A 14,593-nucleotide genomic window follows, 5' to 3' on the forward strand; every position below is an offset into this window, starting at 1 on the left:
ACGTCCGGAACCTGTTTGGGCTCGATAAGGGGGGAAACCCCGCGGAACGCCGGCCGATGGTCAGGGGCGGGCGGCGGATTACCGCAGATGCGGTGACCGGAGCGGCTCGGCAGGGGGCGGAGACATGGCTACAGCAAAGCCTGCCGCGTCACCGCTCGTCTGTCTCCGTCTATGACGCGCTGCGCCGTCAAGCGCACCTTCCGGGGGGGCCGCCATCGGCATCGGTTTGTGTCGATCCAGACGGCGAGGTTTCAACGATGCCGAACGTCAATCCTTGCGCAGCGGACGGAAGCTCATGCGATGCAGCGGGCAGGGGCCCTTGGCATCGATTGCCTTGCGATGCACCACTGTCGCGTAGCCGGCATGAGCCGCAAAGCCGTAGCCGGGGTGAGCGACATCGGCCCGTTCCATCATCCGGTCGCGCGTCACCTTGGCGACGATCGATGCCGCGGCGATCGAGAGCGAGCGGGCGTCGCCCTTGACCACCGCCTTGGCGTGACAGCCAAGACCGGGCGGAACATCGCGGCCATCGACCAGCACGAAACGCGCGGTCAGGGACAGGCCGTCGACGGCCCGTCGCATCGCCTCGAGGCTTGCCTTGCGGATATCGATGGTATCGATCGTGGTGGCCGAGGAAGAGGCGATGGAAACGGTGGCGGTTGCCAGGATCTCATCGAACAGCCGTTCGCGCTCAGCGGCGCTCAATTTTTTGCTGTCGTTCAGGCCTTCGGGGATGGCATCCGGGTCGAGGATGACCGCGGCGGCAACGACGGGTCCGGCAAGCGGCCCTCGGCCGGCCTCGTCGGCGCCAGCGACCGGCCAGGCGCCGTCCCTTCTGGCAGCCAGTTCAAAGCTGAAATCGGGCGCAAGGATAATATCCGGGAAAAGGGGAGAATCGGTCGATCTGCGATGTGACATGCGGCGAAACTCGCATGATCGACCGATTCTCTTCAAGTCCCCCGATCTGAGTGCGGCGGCAGCCGGGGGGTATGCCAGCGTCATCCTGATGAGGCACGGAGGAGACGCCGGAATTCAATTCTGTCGCCGCGCGCCAGATATGACGCGCGAGGGACGCTGCTCGCATGAACTTGCGCCGTGACCTGCTTCCCAAATCGCAGCCGATCCAGGGAACCGGGCGTCTCAAGACCGATGCCTGCCCATTCCGGCCAACCATTGAGGTTATTTTGCCTTCAGGCCACACCTCGCATTCCTGACCTGAGCGGTCGAAAACTCCACTTCTCCAGCGACATACGCAATACCGATTGCCGCTAGGGCGTTCCGATTTAGACGGAATCGCGGAACGCTCTATCTCCTTGTTTTTACGCATTTCCTGACGGAAAACCGCTTCGCACTTTTCCTGGAAATGCTCTAGAGCAGCGATAGCTGGACGCCGGTTCCGAGTGGCGGCACGAAAATGTCGTCGCGCAACTGTCGACGATTGAGGTTGAGACCGAGGCGTTTGGCCGCAAGTTCAAACCGGCGGCCGATCTGCCAGGCATAGGGACCGGCGCCCTTCATGCGCTTGCCGAACTCGGCGTCATAATCCTTGCCGCCACGCATCGAGCGGATAAGCGACATGACGTGCCGATAGCGGTCCGGATAGTTCCGCAGCAGCCAGTCGCGAAAGAGCGGGCTGACCTCCAGCGGCAGGCGCAGCAGCACATAGGTCGCTTCCAGCGCTCCTGCCGATCGGGAGGCTTCCAAAACCCGTTCGATCTCATGATCGTTGAGGGCCGGGATGATCGGCGACACCAGCACGCCGGTCGGAATGCCGGCTTCGGTGAGGGCGCGCATCGCTTCCAGTCGTTTGGAAGGGGTCGAAGCACGTGGCTCCATCGTACGCGCCAGCTTTCGGTCGAGCGTCGTCACCGAAATGCCGACCCGTGCAAGTCCCTTTTCTGCCATCGGTGCAAGCAGATCGATGTCGCGCGTCACCATCGCCGACTTCGTCACGATCATGACAGGATGGTTGGCGGCCTGCAGCACTTCGAGGATCTGGCGCATGATCCGCCATTCCTTCTCAATCGGCTGGTAGGGATCGGTGTTGGTGCCGATCGCAATCGGCCTCACCTTGTAGTCCGTGCGGGCGAGCTCGCGCTCCAGCAGGCGTGGGGCGTCGGGCTTGGCAAAGAGCTTCGCCTCGAAATCGAGGCCGGCCGAAAGCCCCATATAGGCATGTGTCGGACGGGCAAAACAATAAATGCATCCATGCTCGCAGCCGCGATAAGGGTTGATCGAGCGATCGAAGGAAATGTCGGGAGAATCGTTGCGGCTGATCACCGAGCGCGGCTTTTCCACCTGCACCTCGGTCTTGAAGGGAGGCAGGTCCTCAAGGCTCTCCCAACCGTCGTCGAAGACCTCGCGCGCCTGCGGCTCAAAGCGGCCCGACATGTTCAGTCCGGCACCCCGCCCGCGGCGACGGTCATTCTCGATCCTGAGACCGGTCCCGCTCATCAATGCTTCGGCAACCTCTGCCGTGTTGGCGGGTGCAAGCGCACCCTGCCTGATCTGAGACAGCTCTTTCATCGGAATCTCCGAGGGATCACCCGTTTGATCCCGTTTTGTTCTGATTATTTTCCTATCGCGAAAACAAGAACAATTCAAGAACAAAAATCGCGCGTGCTGAAACGAGAGCGACCGGCATGACTTGGCGATCGGACAAATCGCGGGCGCGGTCATGCCACGCGGATGTAGCATTTTACGCTGCAATGCGGTAGGAACAGCTATGCTGACGATCATCATGGAAACACGTGACAACGAGGCGGAACTGGCACAGACGCTGTCCGTGCTCGTGGCAGGCGCCGTCGAAGGTTTGGTCAGCGATGTCATCATCCTCGATCATGGCTCGAAGGACGGGTCGGTGCGCGTGGCAGATGCCGCCGGCTGCCGTTTCTGCGTCGATTGGGATCTGGGCGAAATCGTGCGCTCCGCGCGCGGCGAGTGGCTGATGCTGCTTGAGCCCGGTGCTCGGCCGATAGGGCGCTGGGTGGATGAGCTCGTCGAGTATGTGTCGCTTCACAAGGGGCCGGCCCGTTTCTCGCCATCGCGAATGCACCGCAAGCCGTTGCTGCATCGTCTCGCGCGGCGCGTAAAGCCGCTGGAGGCGGGCTTCCTCGTGCACAAGCGCGACGCCTTGGCGATCGCGCGCGGGAAGATGCCGCTGGGCGAAATGACGAATATCCGCGCCGTTCGAAAGCTTGCGACGGAGCTTGTCCCCGCCTGGGTCGCCGTTGACAGCAGGCAGAGCGCCTAGAGTAAATTCGCTCCAACAAAAAAGGTGCCTGTCCTGCGGACGGCACCTCCAAGCGGCTACCAAATTTCCTTGCTAGCAAAGTCTTGTCCGAGCGACCGGGCGAGCCGCGCGTCGTATGTTTTTGTTCCCATCGCTTGGGGGGACATCGGCGATGGGCCGTCTTTGCTCCGGTCGAAGGATTTGCTCGGATCTCGTTGCGATCCCTCAATGCGAGCTGACGTTGGAAGCTGTAGCAGGCGGTTGCGGGTTTCGCAGTTCCCCAGGGAACAGGCTTGTCTCGCGGCACAATTGGGTCGCCGATTGAGGCGTCAGCCCCGTTTCAGATGCTCGTCGAGCCGCGGCATGATCTCGACGAAGTTGCACGGCATGTGCCGGTAGTCGAGTTGTTGCTTGAGAATGCCGTCCCAGGCATCCTTGCAGGCCCCGGGGGACCCCGGCAGGACGAAGATGAAGGTGGCGTTGGCGACACCGCCTGTCGCGCGCGACTGAATCGTCGAGGTGCCGATCTTCTCGTAGGAAATCCGGTGAAAAACTTCGGAGAAGCCATCCATGCGTTTCTCGAACAGCGGTTCGAGCGCCTCCGGCGTGACGTCGCGGCCGGTGAAGCCTGTTCCGCCGGTGGTGATCACCACGTCGATTGTCTCGTCGAGCGTCCAGGCCTCCACCTGATCGCGGATCCTTTGCCGATCGTCCGGCACGATTGCGCGTGCCTCCAGACGATGACCGGCGTCGCGCACCCGCGCCTCAAGCGTGTCGCCGGATTTGTCGTCGGCCAGCGTGCGCGTGTCGGACACTGTCAGTATGGCGATGCCGACGGGGACGAAAGGGCGATTGTCATTGATCCCGGCCATTCTATTTCCCTCTGCCCACGGTTCTGCCGGCGAGAACGTACCATTCAGGATGGGCGGCAGAAAGAGTGTAGGCGGCGCGCTGCGCGCTTTCGTCGCTGTCGAACAGGCCGAAGCAGGTGGCGCCTGAACCGGACATCCGCACCAGCGCGGCTCCGGTTGTTGCCAGCGCGCCGGAGACGTCGGCGATTACCGGCTGCAGCCGGCGCGCCGGCGGCTCCAGGTCGTTGCGCATCGCCGCCATGGCCGAAAGCCAGGCCGCAGGGGAGCCGAGGCCATCCGGGATCACAAGCGGTGGGTTGTTCTTCTTTTCCAGCGTCCGGAAGATCACCGGCGTCGAGACCGCGACCAGAGGATTGACCAGCACGATCGGGAAGGAGGGAAGCTCAATGGCAGGGGTGATCTCTTCGCCGATGCCACTGGCAATAAGCGACCTGCCGTCTAGGCACATTGGCACGTCGGCGCCGAGTTTCAGCGCCAAGGCGGCGAGCAACGCCGGTTCGATGCCGGTCTTCCAGAGGTCGAGAAGGCCGCGAAGCGTTGCGGCCGCATCGGCGGACCCGCCGCCGATGCCCGAGGCGATGGGCAGGTTCTTTTCGAGATGAATGTGGACCGGGCCGGTGTCGACGCCCTGCGATGCCAGAGCCTGGCGCAGCAGGTCCCGCGCCTTGAGCACGAGATTGCCATCCTGGTCGTCACCCGTCGTCGACAATTCGGCGGCGAATGGCCCGGACAGAGTGAAACGGTCCTGCTCCGACGGAGTCAGGCCGATCCGGTCGCCGCGATCGGCAAAGGTGACGAGACTTTCGAGAAGATGGTGGCCGTCGGCCCGTTGGCCGACGACATGCAGTGCCAGGTTGATCTTGGCGGGCGCCGCCCGTGTCAGCGCGAAGCCCGCAATCTCGCCTTGAAGCATGCTGTGATCAGGACTTCTTGTCCGGCGCAGGCGCCTCCGGGGTGACCTTCTTCGGCGCTGTTTCCTTGGCGTCGGCAGAGGCCGGAACCACTTCCTTAAGCGCCGGCAGGCCGTTTTCGATCTTGGCCTTGATCTTCGGGATCTCTTCCTCTTCGGGCTTCAGCTCAAGCGTCTGGGTCCATTGGAACACGGCTTCCAGCTTGCGGCCGACGCGCCAATAGGCATCGCCGAGATGGTCGTTGATGGTCGGGTCGCCGGCCATCAGCTCGGCTGCCTTTTCAAGCTCGACCACCGCATCGTCGAAGCGGTTCATGCGGAAATAGGCCCAGCCGAGCGAATCGACGATGTAGCCGTCGTCCGGCTTCAACTCGACCGCCTTGCGGATCATGTCGAGCCCTTGTTCCAGATTGATGTTCATGTCGACCCAGGAATAGCCGAGATAATTCAGCACCTGCGGCTGATCCGGGTTGAGTTCCAGGGCCTTGCGGAAGCTCGGCTCGGCCTTGTCCCAGAGTTTCTGGCGCTCATAGGCGATGCCGCGCTGGAAGAACACGGTCCAGTCGCTGCGCTTCGGCACAGGGCCGATCGCGTCGACGGCGCGGTCGTAAAGCTCGCCCATCTCCTTGTAGTCCTTGGCATCGGAAAGCACGCTGCCATAGGCGAGATAGTTGCGGATATTCTTCGGGTCGACGTCGATCAGCGCCTTCAAGTGCTTCTTGGCTTCATCCACCTTGCCGATGCTGGCAAGGCTGAGGCCAAGCTGCAGCTCGGACAGGCGGCGCATCGGCGAAGCCTCGGGCACGCTCTGGTAAAGCTCGATCGCTTCCTTCGGCTTTTTCAGGTTCTCGGCGATGCCGGCAAGCATCACGAGAATGTCGGCGCTGTCAGGGTCGAGACGACGCGCCGTCTGCAGATAGAGCGAGACGATGTCTTCGGCGCCTTCACGGTTGAGCGCGCCGCCGATGGAAAACAGCACGGCTGCCGCACCCTGCGATGCGTTCTTAACCTGCTGCTCCTGGGGTAGGCCGGTCTCGATGTTTTTCCGAAGTGCCTCGAGCGGGGTGTAGTTGTTGACCATGTTCTCGCCGACGGCGACCGTGTCGAGCGCCTTCTGTTTGTTGCCTTCGCGCGCCTCGAAGCGCGCCAATGCCTCGACCGCCCGCATGAACGTGTCAGGCGCAGCACTGCCGCCTTCGCGATCGAGGATCGCGTCGTTGAGCTTGGCGCGAGCGGTGGCCTTGTCACCGGAAGCGATGGCGATCGCGCCGGCATGATAATTCTTGAATACGCGGAACCAGTCCGGTCCTTCGAGACCGTTGACCTGCGCCAGCGCCTCTTTGGGCTTGCCCTGGCCGAATTTGGCCCAGGCCGAAAGCAGGCCGTTCATCAGCCGGTCGAGGTCGTTCGGGCCCTCATAGTTCAAGAGCTTCTGCGCGTTGCGGTATTCGCGCTTGCGGATCGCCTCGATCGCACGGATGACGGTGGTGATGCGCTCGACAGCGGGATCGGATTTCAACTGCTCGGCGATCTTGGCGCCATCGTCGAACTTGCCGGCCATCAGCAGGGTGATCATCAGCCGCTGCTTGACTTCGTTGTTGTTCGGCTCGAACTGCAGGGCGATGCGGTAAAGCTCGTTGGCTGCGGCAAAGTCACGGTCCGTGTCGGCCGTGCGGGCAGCCAGGAACGCACCTGCAAAGGTGTTGACGGACGTGATGTCGAAAGGCTCGGTCTCTTCGACGGCGGCCTTTTCCTCGGCGAAAGCCTGGTAGCTGCCGCTGACCGAGGCAAGAGCCATCAGTGCAGCGCCGCTGAGAAGGCGGAGGATCGTCTTTTGCCGCATGTCAAACCTTTCATTGCCGATCTCTCGGCCTTGCGCACGACTGAGGGTTGTTTTGGAATCAGCCACGTGTTGCCTGGCACAACTCTTGAGGAACAGAATGGCTTTTTTGGCGCAACGCGGCAAGAAATTCCTCTTGGATGTCCAGGTTCGGCCGGGCGCGCGCGTCAGCTGACCCGGTCGATGCAGAAGTCGATGACCTCGACCAGCGCCGATTTCCACGGCGAAACCGGGAGCGGTGCCAAGGCATCGCGCGCGATCGTGCCATAGTGCTGGGCACGGGCGATGGTATCGCTTAAGCCCCCATATCGCTTGATCAGGCCGAGCGCCTTTTCAAGGTTGGCATCGCTGCTGTCGCCGCCTTCGATCGCCTGACGCCAGAAGGCGCGGTCCTCCGGTGTGCCGCGACGATAGGACAGGATCACCGGAAGGGTGATCTTGCCTTCGCGGAAATCGTCGCCGACATTCTTGCCGAGATCGCTGGCAGAACCGCCATAGTCGAGCACGTCGTCGACGAGCTGGAAGGCGAGGCCGAGATTCATGCCGTAGGATTTGAGCGCATTGCGGTCGGATTTGCTGGTCTGGGCGACGATCGGCCCGACTTCTGCGGCCGCGGCGAACAGCGCTGCGGTCTTGGCGCGGATGACCTGGAGATAGTCGTCCTCGGTCGTCTCCATGTTCTTGGCGACGGAAAGCTGCAGCACCTCGCCCTCGGCGATCACCGACGCAGCGGTCGACAGCACGTCGAGCGCATCGAGCGAGCCGACATCGACCATCATGCGGAAGGCCTGGCCGAGCAGGAAGTCGCCGACGAGCACGCTTGCCTGGTTGCCCCAGATCGTCCGAGCGGTGGATTTGCCGCGGCGCAGGTCGCTTTCGTCCACGACATCGTCATGCAGCAGCGTTGCCGTATGCATGAACTCGACGCTGGTGGCGAGCTTGACGTGAGCGTCGCCCTCGTAACCGAACATCGCGGCGGAGGCGAGCGTCAGCATCGGTCGCAGGCGCTTTCCACCGGAGGAAATCAGGTGGTTGGCGACCTCAGGAATCATCTGGACGTCGGACCCGGCCCTCGACAGGATGAGCTGGTTGACGCGTTCCATGTCGGGAGACGTCAAGTCAACGAGCGGTTTCACGGACGCCAGTTTGTTTTTGCTGTCTTCCAGCGGTATCACTACGCCCAACACCGGGACTCCTGTTTTCATTGTCGCTTTCGACAATAGGAAGGGGGGGCACGTGCGGCAAGAGGCGAATTGTCCCGCTTGCTGAAATAGGACAGGAAAAACCGCTGGATGAAGGAATTGATCCGCACCAACGACGTCGTTCTGCTCTCTTTTGCCGAGAGCTTGATGAAGGACGCCGGTATCAACAGCCTGATCGCCGATCAGGGCATGAGCATTCTGGAGGGATCGCTGGGCCTGCTGCCGCGCCGTTTCCTCGTGCCGGACGACGATGCCGATGCCGCGCGCCGCATCCTCGTCGAAGCGGGGTTGGAAGCGGAGTTGCGGGCATGATCAGCGGTTCGTCGGCGCCTATGTGTGACGATCGGCCATGAGCGAAGGACCTATGACGCTTGTCGAGTCTGAGACGGTCGATGCATTCCACCGCGGCAGGTTCCATGTCGTGCAGCCGCTGGGGCAGGGACATCGCTCCGGCATGGATGCGATGTTGCTCGCTTCGCTGGTTGCTTCTGACCGCGCCTGCCGTGTGGCCGACCTTGGCGCCGGAGCGGGTGCGGCCGGCATGGCGGTCGCCTCGCGGCTCGATCTGGCCGAGGTCGTGCTGGTGGAGCGTTCGCCGACCATGGCGGCGTTTGCACGCCGAAGCCTCGCGCTTCCCGAAAACGGGCGTTTCGCCGAGCGGGTGTCGGTGATCGAGGCGGACGTTGCGCTTACCGGCAGGGCGCGCCGTGCCGCCGGCTTGCCCGACGATGCCTTCGATCACGTGATCATGAACCCCCCTTTCAACGATGCTTCCGACCGCCGCACGCCGGACAGCCTCAAGGCAGAGGCGCATGCGATGAGCGACGGCCTGTTCGAGATCTGGATCAAGACGGCGGGTGCGATCATGAAGCCGGGCGGACAATTGTCGCTGATCGCCCGGCCGGAATCGATCGCGGATATCATTGCCGCCTGTGGCCGCCGCTTCGGCGGTATCGAGATTACGCCGCTGCATCCGCGCACCGGCGAGAATGCCGTGCGCATCCTCGTGACCGCGATCAAGCAGAGCCGCAAGCGGCTGGTGCTGCGAGCGCCGCTGATGGTGCACGAGGAGGGCGCCCATCGCTTTGCCGGCGATGTCGACGATCTCAACAACGGACGCGCTGCCTATCGGCGCCGTTGATTTACCGTATCCGGCATTGCGTTTGGACGACCAGTGCATACATGCAGGAACAAGTGTTCGTATTGCAGGAGTTGAAATGGCCGGGTTCTTCAAAAGGCTGATGCCGAGGCGTTTTCGGCGGGATGGCATTGCCATCCCCGTCGTGCGGCTTCACGGCGCAATCATGGCCGGTGGTGGCCAGTTTCGTCCGGCACTCAATCTGGCCTCAGTCGCGCCGCTGCTGGAGAAGGCCTTCGCGGTGAAGGAGGCTCCGGCCGTTGCGATTTCGATCAACTCTCCCGGCGGTTCGCCGGTGCAGTCGCGACTGATCTACCAGCGCATCCGCGATCTCGCCCAGGAAAAGAAGAAGCGCGTGCTCGTCTTCGTCGAGGACGTGGCCGCTTCCGGCGGTTACATGATCGCGCTTGCCGGCGACGAGATCATCGCCGATCCGACGTCGATCGTCGGTTCCATCGGTGTCGTCTCCGGCGGCTTCGGCTTTCCGGAACTGTTGAAGAAGATCGGTGTCGAGCGGCGCGTCTATACCGCCGGCGAGAACAAGGTCATGCTCGACCCGTTCCAGCCAGAGAAAGAACGCGACATCGAGTTCCTGAAGAGCCTGCAGCTCGATATCCACGACACCTTCATCCAGATGGTGAAGGCCCGCCGCGGACAGCTGCTGGCCGACCATCCCGACGTTTTTTCCGGGCTTTTCTGGACTGGGCGGCGCGGATTGGAACTGGGTCTGATCGACGGCCTCGGCGATCTGCGCGGCGAGGTGAAGAAGCGCTATGGCGAGAAGGCGCGGCTCGAACTGATCCAGCCGGCGCGCAGCCTTTTCGGGCGGCGCCAGACCGGCGCATCGATTGCCGGCGATATCGCTGCACCGATCGCGGCTTCTGCGATGGCGGGTCTTGCCGAAGCAGTAGAGGAAAGGGCATTGTGGGCGCGTTTCGGGCTTTGAGCCGCGACCGGTGCGACGAGCCTACAGCGCCGCGCGTCTTATTAGACGCGCAAATGTCGCTGTAGCACTTTGAATGGCTGCATATTTTTATCCTTAAATCGACTTCGATTTAAGGATAAAAATATGCAGTAGGGAGGAAAGATGCCGCAGCTTATCCTGCTCCTGATCGCAGGCTTCGTTCTATGGATCGGCTACCGCAAGTTCATTGCGGATGCCCAGAAGCTGACGCGTCAGCGCGACCAGACGCGCCGCGAGCAGCAGACCGGCGCGAGCGGAACCCTCGTCAAGGATCCCGAGACCGGCGAATACCGGCTCAAGCGCGAAGACGACTGAGATTTTTCGTGCACCTTTGCGTGCACGGAGAGCCGCCTCAGCGCTTGACCCCTGTCGCCCGGCGTGGCACCTGTCCGGCTCTCATTTCGTGAAGAATTCGGACGTTCCCCATGACCACCGCCTCGCTGCCCGACCACATGAACCCCAAGCGCTCGTTCCAGGCTCTGATCCTGACGCTGCACAACTATTGGGCCGACAAGGGTTGCGCGGTGCTGCAGCCCTACGACATGGAAGTCGGTGCCGGTACGTTTCATCCGGCAACGACGCTGCGTGCGCTCGGTCCCCGTCCGTGGCGCGCAGCCTATGTCCAGCCGTCCCGTCGCCCGACCGACGGCCGCTATGGCGAGAACCCGAACCGTCTTCAGCACTATTATCAATATCAGGTGATCCTGAAGCCGAACCCGTCCAACCTGCAGGAGCTTTATCTTGGCTCGCTGGAGGCGATCGGCCTCGACCCGTTGCTGCACGATATCCGCTTCGTCGAGGACGACTGGGAAAGCCCGACGCTGGGCGCCTGGGGCCTTGGCTGGGAATGCTGGTGCGACGGCATGGAAGTGTCGCAGTTCACCTATTTCCAGCAGGTCTGCGGCATCGAATGCTCTCCGGTTGCTGGTGAACTGACCTACGGTCTCGAGCGTCTGGCGATGTATGTCCAGGGCGTCGACAACGTCTATGATCTGAACTTCAACGGCCGCGAAGGCGACGAGAAGATCAGCTATGGCGACGTGTTCCTGCAGGCGGAGCAGGAATATTCGCGGTACAACTTCGAATACGCCAACACCGCCATGCTGCATCAGCACTTCATCGATGCCGAGGTAGAGTGCCAGGCTCTGCTGGCGGCCGGCGCGCCGGGCAACGGCACAAACAACCACCTGCACAAGTGTGTCTTCCCCGCCTACGACCAGTGCATCAAGGCGAGCCACGTCTTCAACCTGCTCGATGCGCGCGGGGTGATTTCGGTCACCGAGCGGCAAAGCTACATTCTGCGCGTCCGCACATTGGCAAAGGCCTGTGGCGAGGCGTTCCTGCTGACCGATGCCGGCGGCGCGAACCTCAACCGGGACGCCGCTTGATCGCCGAGCCAGCCAGCCTCATCGTTCATATCAATGGCTGGCCGGGCACCGGAAAGCTGACCATCGCACGCCATCTCGCCGATCATCTCGGCGCGAGGCTTGCCGACAACCATACGCTGATCAATCCGGCCGAGGCACTGTTTACCAGGGGCACGCCGCTCTATTGGTCGCTGCGGGCGACGATCAGAACGGCGGTGCTCGACCATGTGCGCCAGGCCGATGCCGGTCAATCCTTCCTCTTCACCGATGCGCTGTCGGATGACGCATTCGACAGCCGGGCGTTCGAAGACTATGTGGCGCTGGCTAGCGAGCGCAGCGCCCGTTTCGTCGCGGTCGTTCTCGACTGTTCGATAGAGGAAAACCTGAAGCGGCTGACGCGCGCCGGCCGCTCCAAGGTCCACAAACTGACCGATCCGCAGGTGCTGATCGATCTCAGAGGCCGGCACGCTCTGTTGAAAGGAAAATGCGACCAGCTCATCGAGCTCGACGTCACCAATCTCGGCGCAGATGAAGCTGCCGACGCGATTGCGACGCGGATAGCTCGAGGCTACTGCATGTTTCCTTAAATCCTATTCGATTTAAGGATAAAAACATGCAGCCATTCAAAGTGCTGCAGCGTCGCGCGTCTAATAAGACGCGCGACGCTGTAGATCTCAGATCGTGTCGCTGGCGTCGACGCTGATCTTCCAGACGGGCTTCAGCGTGGGGTAGGTGCCGGTGTAAACCTGACCGGAGTAGGTCTGCAGCGCCCGGCGGACACCAGTCGGTCTTTCGGCCGAACCGACGCTCGCATAGGCAACGAAGAGCGCCGAAAAGGCGATCACGTTGATGAGGGTTGCGAGCGTTTTCATGGTCTTCACTTCGTATCCGGGGTTGTTCGATGGCGCGACTATCGCCCATCGTCCGGATCCCTGCGGTTCCCGATGGAACAGGAATCGAGGTGTTTTGGTCTGGGGATAGGCCGTAGCGGTGAACAGTGTGTTCAGCGCCTTCGGCTTGCATTTGGGGAGGAGTGCGTTTCTCCGCCCGAATGCTGCAGAAAGGTCTTTGAAGCTGGAAAGCCGGTGCTAATCTCTGCCGAGTTTTTTGGAGGTATCCCATGATTGGTCTGGCCATCGGCGTCGCCGTGATCCTGTATCTCGTTTTCGTCTACAACGGCCTCGTCAAGGCACGGCAGATCGCCGAGGAAGCCTGGTCGGGTATCGACGTGCAGCTCAAGCGACGCGCCGACCTCATCCCCAACCTGATCGAGACGGTTAAAGGATACGCAGCGCACGAGAAGTCGACGCTCGAAGAGGTGATCGCGATGCGCAATCGCGCTCAGGCCGTTCCAGCAGGTGATGTCGAGGGGCGGGCAGCCGCTGAAGGCGCCCTGTCGCAAGCGCTCGGCAAGCTCTTTGCCCTCGCCGAAGCCTATCCGGATCTCAAGGCCAACGAGAACTTCGCGGAACTGCAGCGCTCGCTGGAGACGATCGAGGGCGAGATCCAGATGTCGCGCCGCTACTACAACGGAGCGGCACGCGACTTGAACGTCAAGGTCGAGAGCTTCCCGTCGAACCTCATCGCCAACGCCTTCCGCTTCGTGAAGGCCGGCTATTTCGAGATCGCCAACGAGGCGGATCGCGCGGTGCCGCAAGTCAAATTCTGATCGGGGACGTTACCCGATTACGCCACCTGCTGATAAGAGACACGCCTGCCGAGGCCGACAGCCTCGGCGCTACTTGCATAAAGAGACCCGAGCATGAGTGATACCGTGAAGAAGCTGACCATCCTGCCGACCGACCACCCCCTGCGCGGCCACGTTCGCCCGCCGGGTTCGAAGTCGATCACCAATCGGGCGCTGCTTCTCGCGGGTCTGGCCAAGGGCACGAGCCGGCTGACGGGTGCGCTGAAGAGCGACGACACGCGCTATATGGCCGATGCCTTGCGAGCGATGGGCGTTGAGGTCAGCGAACCGGACGACACGACATTCGTCGTTACCGGAACCGGCCGGCTTGCGTCGCCGTCCGCGCCCCTGTTCCTCGGCAATGCGGGAACTGCGACGCGCTTCCTGACAGCCGCCGCCGCTCTGGTCGACGGCCCGGTTGTCGTCGATGGTGACCAGCACATGCGCAAGCGGCCGATCAAGCCGCTCGTCGACGCGCTTCGCACGCTCGGCGTCGAGGTGACGTCCGAAACCGGATGCCCGCCGGTCACCGTCAATGGCAAGGGCGGCTTTCCCGCCGGACGGATCGAAATCGACGCTGGCCTTTCCAGCCAATACGTATCGGCTCTGCTGATGGCTGCCCCTGGCGCCAAGGGCCCTGTCCGCATCGAGCTTGCCGGCGACGAAATCGGCGCGCGCGGCTACATCGATCTGACGGTTGCGGCGATGCGTGCGTTCGGCGCCGAGGTCGAGCAGTTGAGCCCATCCATCTGGCAGGTCGCGCCGACGGGCTATCGCGCCGCCGACTTCGTGATCGAGCCTGACGCGTCGGCCGCGACCTATCTCTGGGCCGCGGAAGTATTGACCGGAGGGGCCATCGATCTCGGCGTTCCTGCCTCGGTGTTCTCGCAGCCTGACGCACGCGCCCACGCCGTCATTTCCAGCTTCCCGCATCTTCCCGCCGTCATCGACGGATCGCAGATGCAGGACGCGATACCGACGATCGCCGTTCTTGCCGCCTTCAACGAGACGCCCGTGCGCTTCGTCGGGCTCACCAATCTGCGCGTGAAGGAATGCGACCGTGTCCGTGCCTTGTCGCTCGGCCTGACCGCGATCCGTCCGGGGCTTGCCCACGAAGAGGGCGACGATCTCATCGTCTCCTCCGATCCGGCGCTCGCCGGCCAGACATTGCCGGCGTCGATCGACACCTTTGCCGACCATCGCATCGCCATGAGCTTCGCCCTTGCCGGGCTCAAGATCCACGGCATTGCCATCGAGGACCCCGGCTGCGTCGCCAAGACCTATCCTGCCTATTGGGATGCGCTTGCATCGCTTGGCGTTACCTTCACCGGTGATCGTCCTTGATCTCGCGCCTCAAAGCTTTTCCAGGAAGAGTGCGAAG

At 62.4% G+C, this 14,593-nt stretch carries 16 protein-coding genes; 9 read left to right on the top strand and 7 right to left on the bottom strand.

What is annotated here, in order from left to right; translation table 11 throughout:
* Positions 1–267 precede the first annotated feature (267 nt).
* Both IB264_RS03895 and IB264_RS03900 read right to left on the bottom strand, forming a co-directional pair.
* Positions 268–918: a ribonuclease HII gene (locus tag IB264_RS03895; protein WP_025426103.1), complete on the bottom strand. Its 651-nt coding sequence runs from the start codon at positions 916–918 to the stop codon at positions 268–270.
* 450 nt (positions 919–1,368) lie between these two features.
* Positions 1,369–2,526 carry a PA0069 family radical SAM protein gene (locus IB264_RS03900; protein WP_025426104.1) on the bottom strand — a complete coding sequence of 386 codons (1,158 nt, stop codon included), beginning with the start codon at positions 2,524–2,526 and terminating at the stop codon, positions 1,369–1,371.
* A gap of 199 nt (positions 2,527–2,725) precedes the next feature.
* Here IB264_RS03900 and IB264_RS03905 point away from each other — a divergent pair, with 199 nt between their 5' ends.
* Positions 2,726–3,253, top strand: coding sequence for a glycosyl transferase (locus IB264_RS03905; RefSeq protein WP_025426105.1), 528 nt, complete (start codon positions 2,726–2,728; stop codon positions 3,251–3,253).
* 308 nt (positions 3,254–3,561) lie between these two features.
* Here IB264_RS03905 and moaB read toward each other — a convergent pair whose 3' ends face one another.
* The 4 genes from moaB to IB264_RS03925 all read right to left on the bottom strand — a co-directional run bounded on the left by moaB (position 3,562) and on the right by IB264_RS03925 (position 8,038).
* On the bottom strand, positions 3,562–4,104 hold the full coding sequence (moaB, locus tag IB264_RS03910; protein WP_025426106.1) for a molybdenum cofactor biosynthesis protein B: 543 nt from the start codon (positions 4,102–4,104) through the stop codon (positions 3,562–3,564).
* 1 nt (position 4,105) lies between these two features.
* Positions 4,106–5,017, bottom strand: a complete 912-nt coding sequence (locus tag IB264_RS03915) for a 4-(cytidine 5'-diphospho)-2-C-methyl-D-erythritol kinase (RefSeq protein ID WP_025426107.1) — start codon at positions 5,015–5,017, stop codon at positions 4,106–4,108.
* Positions 5,018–5,024: 7 nt separating this feature from the next.
* Positions 5,025–6,857: a tetratricopeptide repeat protein gene (locus tag IB264_RS03920; protein WP_025426108.1), complete on the bottom strand. Its 1,833-nt coding sequence runs from the start codon at positions 6,855–6,857 to the stop codon at positions 5,025–5,027.
* A 164-nt stretch (positions 6,858–7,021) separates the two neighbouring features.
* Positions 7,022–8,038, bottom strand: a complete 1,017-nt coding sequence (locus IB264_RS03925) for a polyprenyl synthetase family protein (RefSeq protein ID WP_025426109.1) — start codon at positions 8,036–8,038, stop codon at positions 7,022–7,024.
* Between the two features lie 108 nt (positions 8,039–8,146).
* Here IB264_RS03925 and IB264_RS03930 point away from each other — a divergent pair, with 108 nt between their 5' ends.
* From IB264_RS03930 to IB264_RS03955, 6 genes are all read left to right on the top strand, one after another.
* Positions 8,147–8,368 (top strand): DUF2007 domain-containing protein, encoded by a 222-nt coding sequence (locus IB264_RS03930; protein ID WP_025426110.1) that lies wholly within the window; start codon positions 8,147–8,149, stop codon positions 8,366–8,368.
* A 52-nt stretch (positions 8,369–8,420) separates the two neighbouring features.
* A complete protein-coding gene (locus tag IB264_RS03935; RefSeq protein ID WP_025426111.1) occupies positions 8,421–9,197 on the top strand; it encodes a tRNA1(Val) (adenine(37)-N6)-methyltransferase in 777 nt (258 codons plus the stop codon).
* Between the two features lie 76 nt (positions 9,198–9,273).
* A complete protein-coding gene (locus tag IB264_RS03940) occupies positions 9,274–10,140 on the top strand; it encodes a S49 family peptidase (protein ID WP_025426112.1) in 867 nt (288 codons plus the stop codon).
* A gap of 141 nt (positions 10,141–10,281) precedes the next feature.
* The gene (locus IB264_RS03945; protein WP_025426113.1) at positions 10,282–10,473 is read left to right on the top strand and encodes a membrane protein; all 192 of its coding nucleotides are present in this window, start codon (positions 10,282–10,284) and stop codon (positions 10,471–10,473) included.
* A gap of 110 nt (positions 10,474–10,583) precedes the next feature.
* Positions 10,584–11,546: a glycine--tRNA ligase subunit alpha gene (locus IB264_RS03950; RefSeq protein WP_025426114.1), complete on the top strand. Its 963-nt coding sequence runs from the start codon at positions 10,584–10,586 to the stop codon at positions 11,544–11,546.
* Positions 11,543–12,112 (top strand): AAA family ATPase, encoded by a 570-nt coding sequence (locus IB264_RS03955; RefSeq protein ID WP_025426115.1) that lies wholly within the window; start codon positions 11,543–11,545, stop codon positions 12,110–12,112. The genes IB264_RS03950 and IB264_RS03955 overlap by 4 nt, the downstream gene beginning before the upstream one ends.
* A gap of 87 nt (positions 12,113–12,199) precedes the next feature.
* Here the strand turns inward: IB264_RS03955 and IB264_RS03960 are convergent, their stop codons facing one another.
* The gene (locus IB264_RS03960) at positions 12,200–12,397 is read right to left on the bottom strand and encodes a hypothetical protein (protein ID WP_025426116.1); all 198 of its coding nucleotides are present in this window, start codon (positions 12,395–12,397) and stop codon (positions 12,200–12,202) included.
* 248 nt (positions 12,398–12,645) lie between these two features.
* On the opposite strand from IB264_RS03960, the gene IB264_RS03965 reads away from it, so the two are divergent.
* Both IB264_RS03965 and aroA read left to right on the top strand, forming a co-directional pair.
* Positions 12,646–13,194, top strand: coding sequence for a LemA family protein (locus IB264_RS03965; RefSeq protein WP_025426117.1), 549 nt, complete (start codon positions 12,646–12,648; stop codon positions 13,192–13,194).
* A gap of 93 nt (positions 13,195–13,287) precedes the next feature.
* On the top strand, positions 13,288–14,556 hold the full coding sequence (gene aroA, locus IB264_RS03970; protein ID WP_025426118.1) for a 3-phosphoshikimate 1-carboxyvinyltransferase: 1,269 nt from the start codon (positions 13,288–13,290) through the stop codon (positions 14,554–14,556).
* Positions 14,557–14,593 lie beyond the last annotated feature (37 nt).

This window comes from Ensifer sp. ENS11, from assembly GCF_014851895.1.
Lineage (GTDB): Bacteria > Pseudomonadota > Alphaproteobacteria > Rhizobiales > Rhizobiaceae > Ensifer > Ensifer canadensis.

Bases quoted from the DNA above. Each gene is read 5' to 3' on its own strand.
- IB264_RS03945 (WP_025426113.1), top strand. From the start codon at position 10,282: ATGCCGCAGCTTATCCTGCTCCTGATCGCAGGCTTCGTTCTATGGATC.
- IB264_RS03965 (WP_025426117.1), top strand. From the start codon at position 12,646: ATGATTGGTCTGGCCATCGGCGTCGCCGTGATCCTGTATCTCGTTTTC.
- IB264_RS03920 (WP_025426108.1), bottom strand. From the start codon at position 6,857: ATGCGGCAAAAGACGATCCTCCGCCTTCTCAGCGGCGCTGCACTGATG.
- IB264_RS03895 (WP_025426103.1), bottom strand. From the start codon at position 918: ATGTCACATCGCAGATCGACCGATTCTCCCCTTTTCCCGGATATTATC.
- IB264_RS03950 (WP_025426114.1), top strand. From the start codon at position 10,584: ATGACCACCGCCTCGCTGCCCGACCACATGAACCCCAAGCGCTCGTTC.
- aroA (WP_025426118.1), top strand. From the start codon at position 13,288: ATGAGTGATACCGTGAAGAAGCTGACCATCCTGCCGACCGACCACCCC.
- IB264_RS03905 (WP_025426105.1), top strand. From the start codon at position 2,726: ATGCTGACGATCATCATGGAAACACGTGACAACGAGGCGGAACTGGCA.
- IB264_RS03935 (WP_025426111.1), top strand. From the start codon at position 8,421: ATGACGCTTGTCGAGTCTGAGACGGTCGATGCATTCCACCGCGGCAGG.
- IB264_RS03930 (WP_025426110.1), top strand. From the start codon at position 8,147: ATGAAGGAATTGATCCGCACCAACGACGTCGTTCTGCTCTCTTTTGCC.
- IB264_RS03960 (WP_025426116.1), bottom strand. From the start codon at position 12,397: ATGAAAACGCTCGCAACCCTCATCAACGTGATCGCCTTTTCGGCGCTC.
- IB264_RS03915 (WP_025426107.1), bottom strand. From the start codon at position 5,017: ATGCTTCAAGGCGAGATTGCGGGCTTCGCGCTGACACGGGCGGCGCCC.
- IB264_RS03940 (WP_025426112.1), top strand. From the start codon at position 9,274: ATGGCCGGGTTCTTCAAAAGGCTGATGCCGAGGCGTTTTCGGCGGGAT.
- IB264_RS03900 (WP_025426104.1), bottom strand. From the start codon at position 2,526: ATGAAAGAGCTGTCTCAGATCAGGCAGGGTGCGCTTGCACCCGCCAAC.
- moaB (WP_025426106.1), bottom strand. From the start codon at position 4,104: ATGGCCGGGATCAATGACAATCGCCCTTTCGTCCCCGTCGGCATCGCC.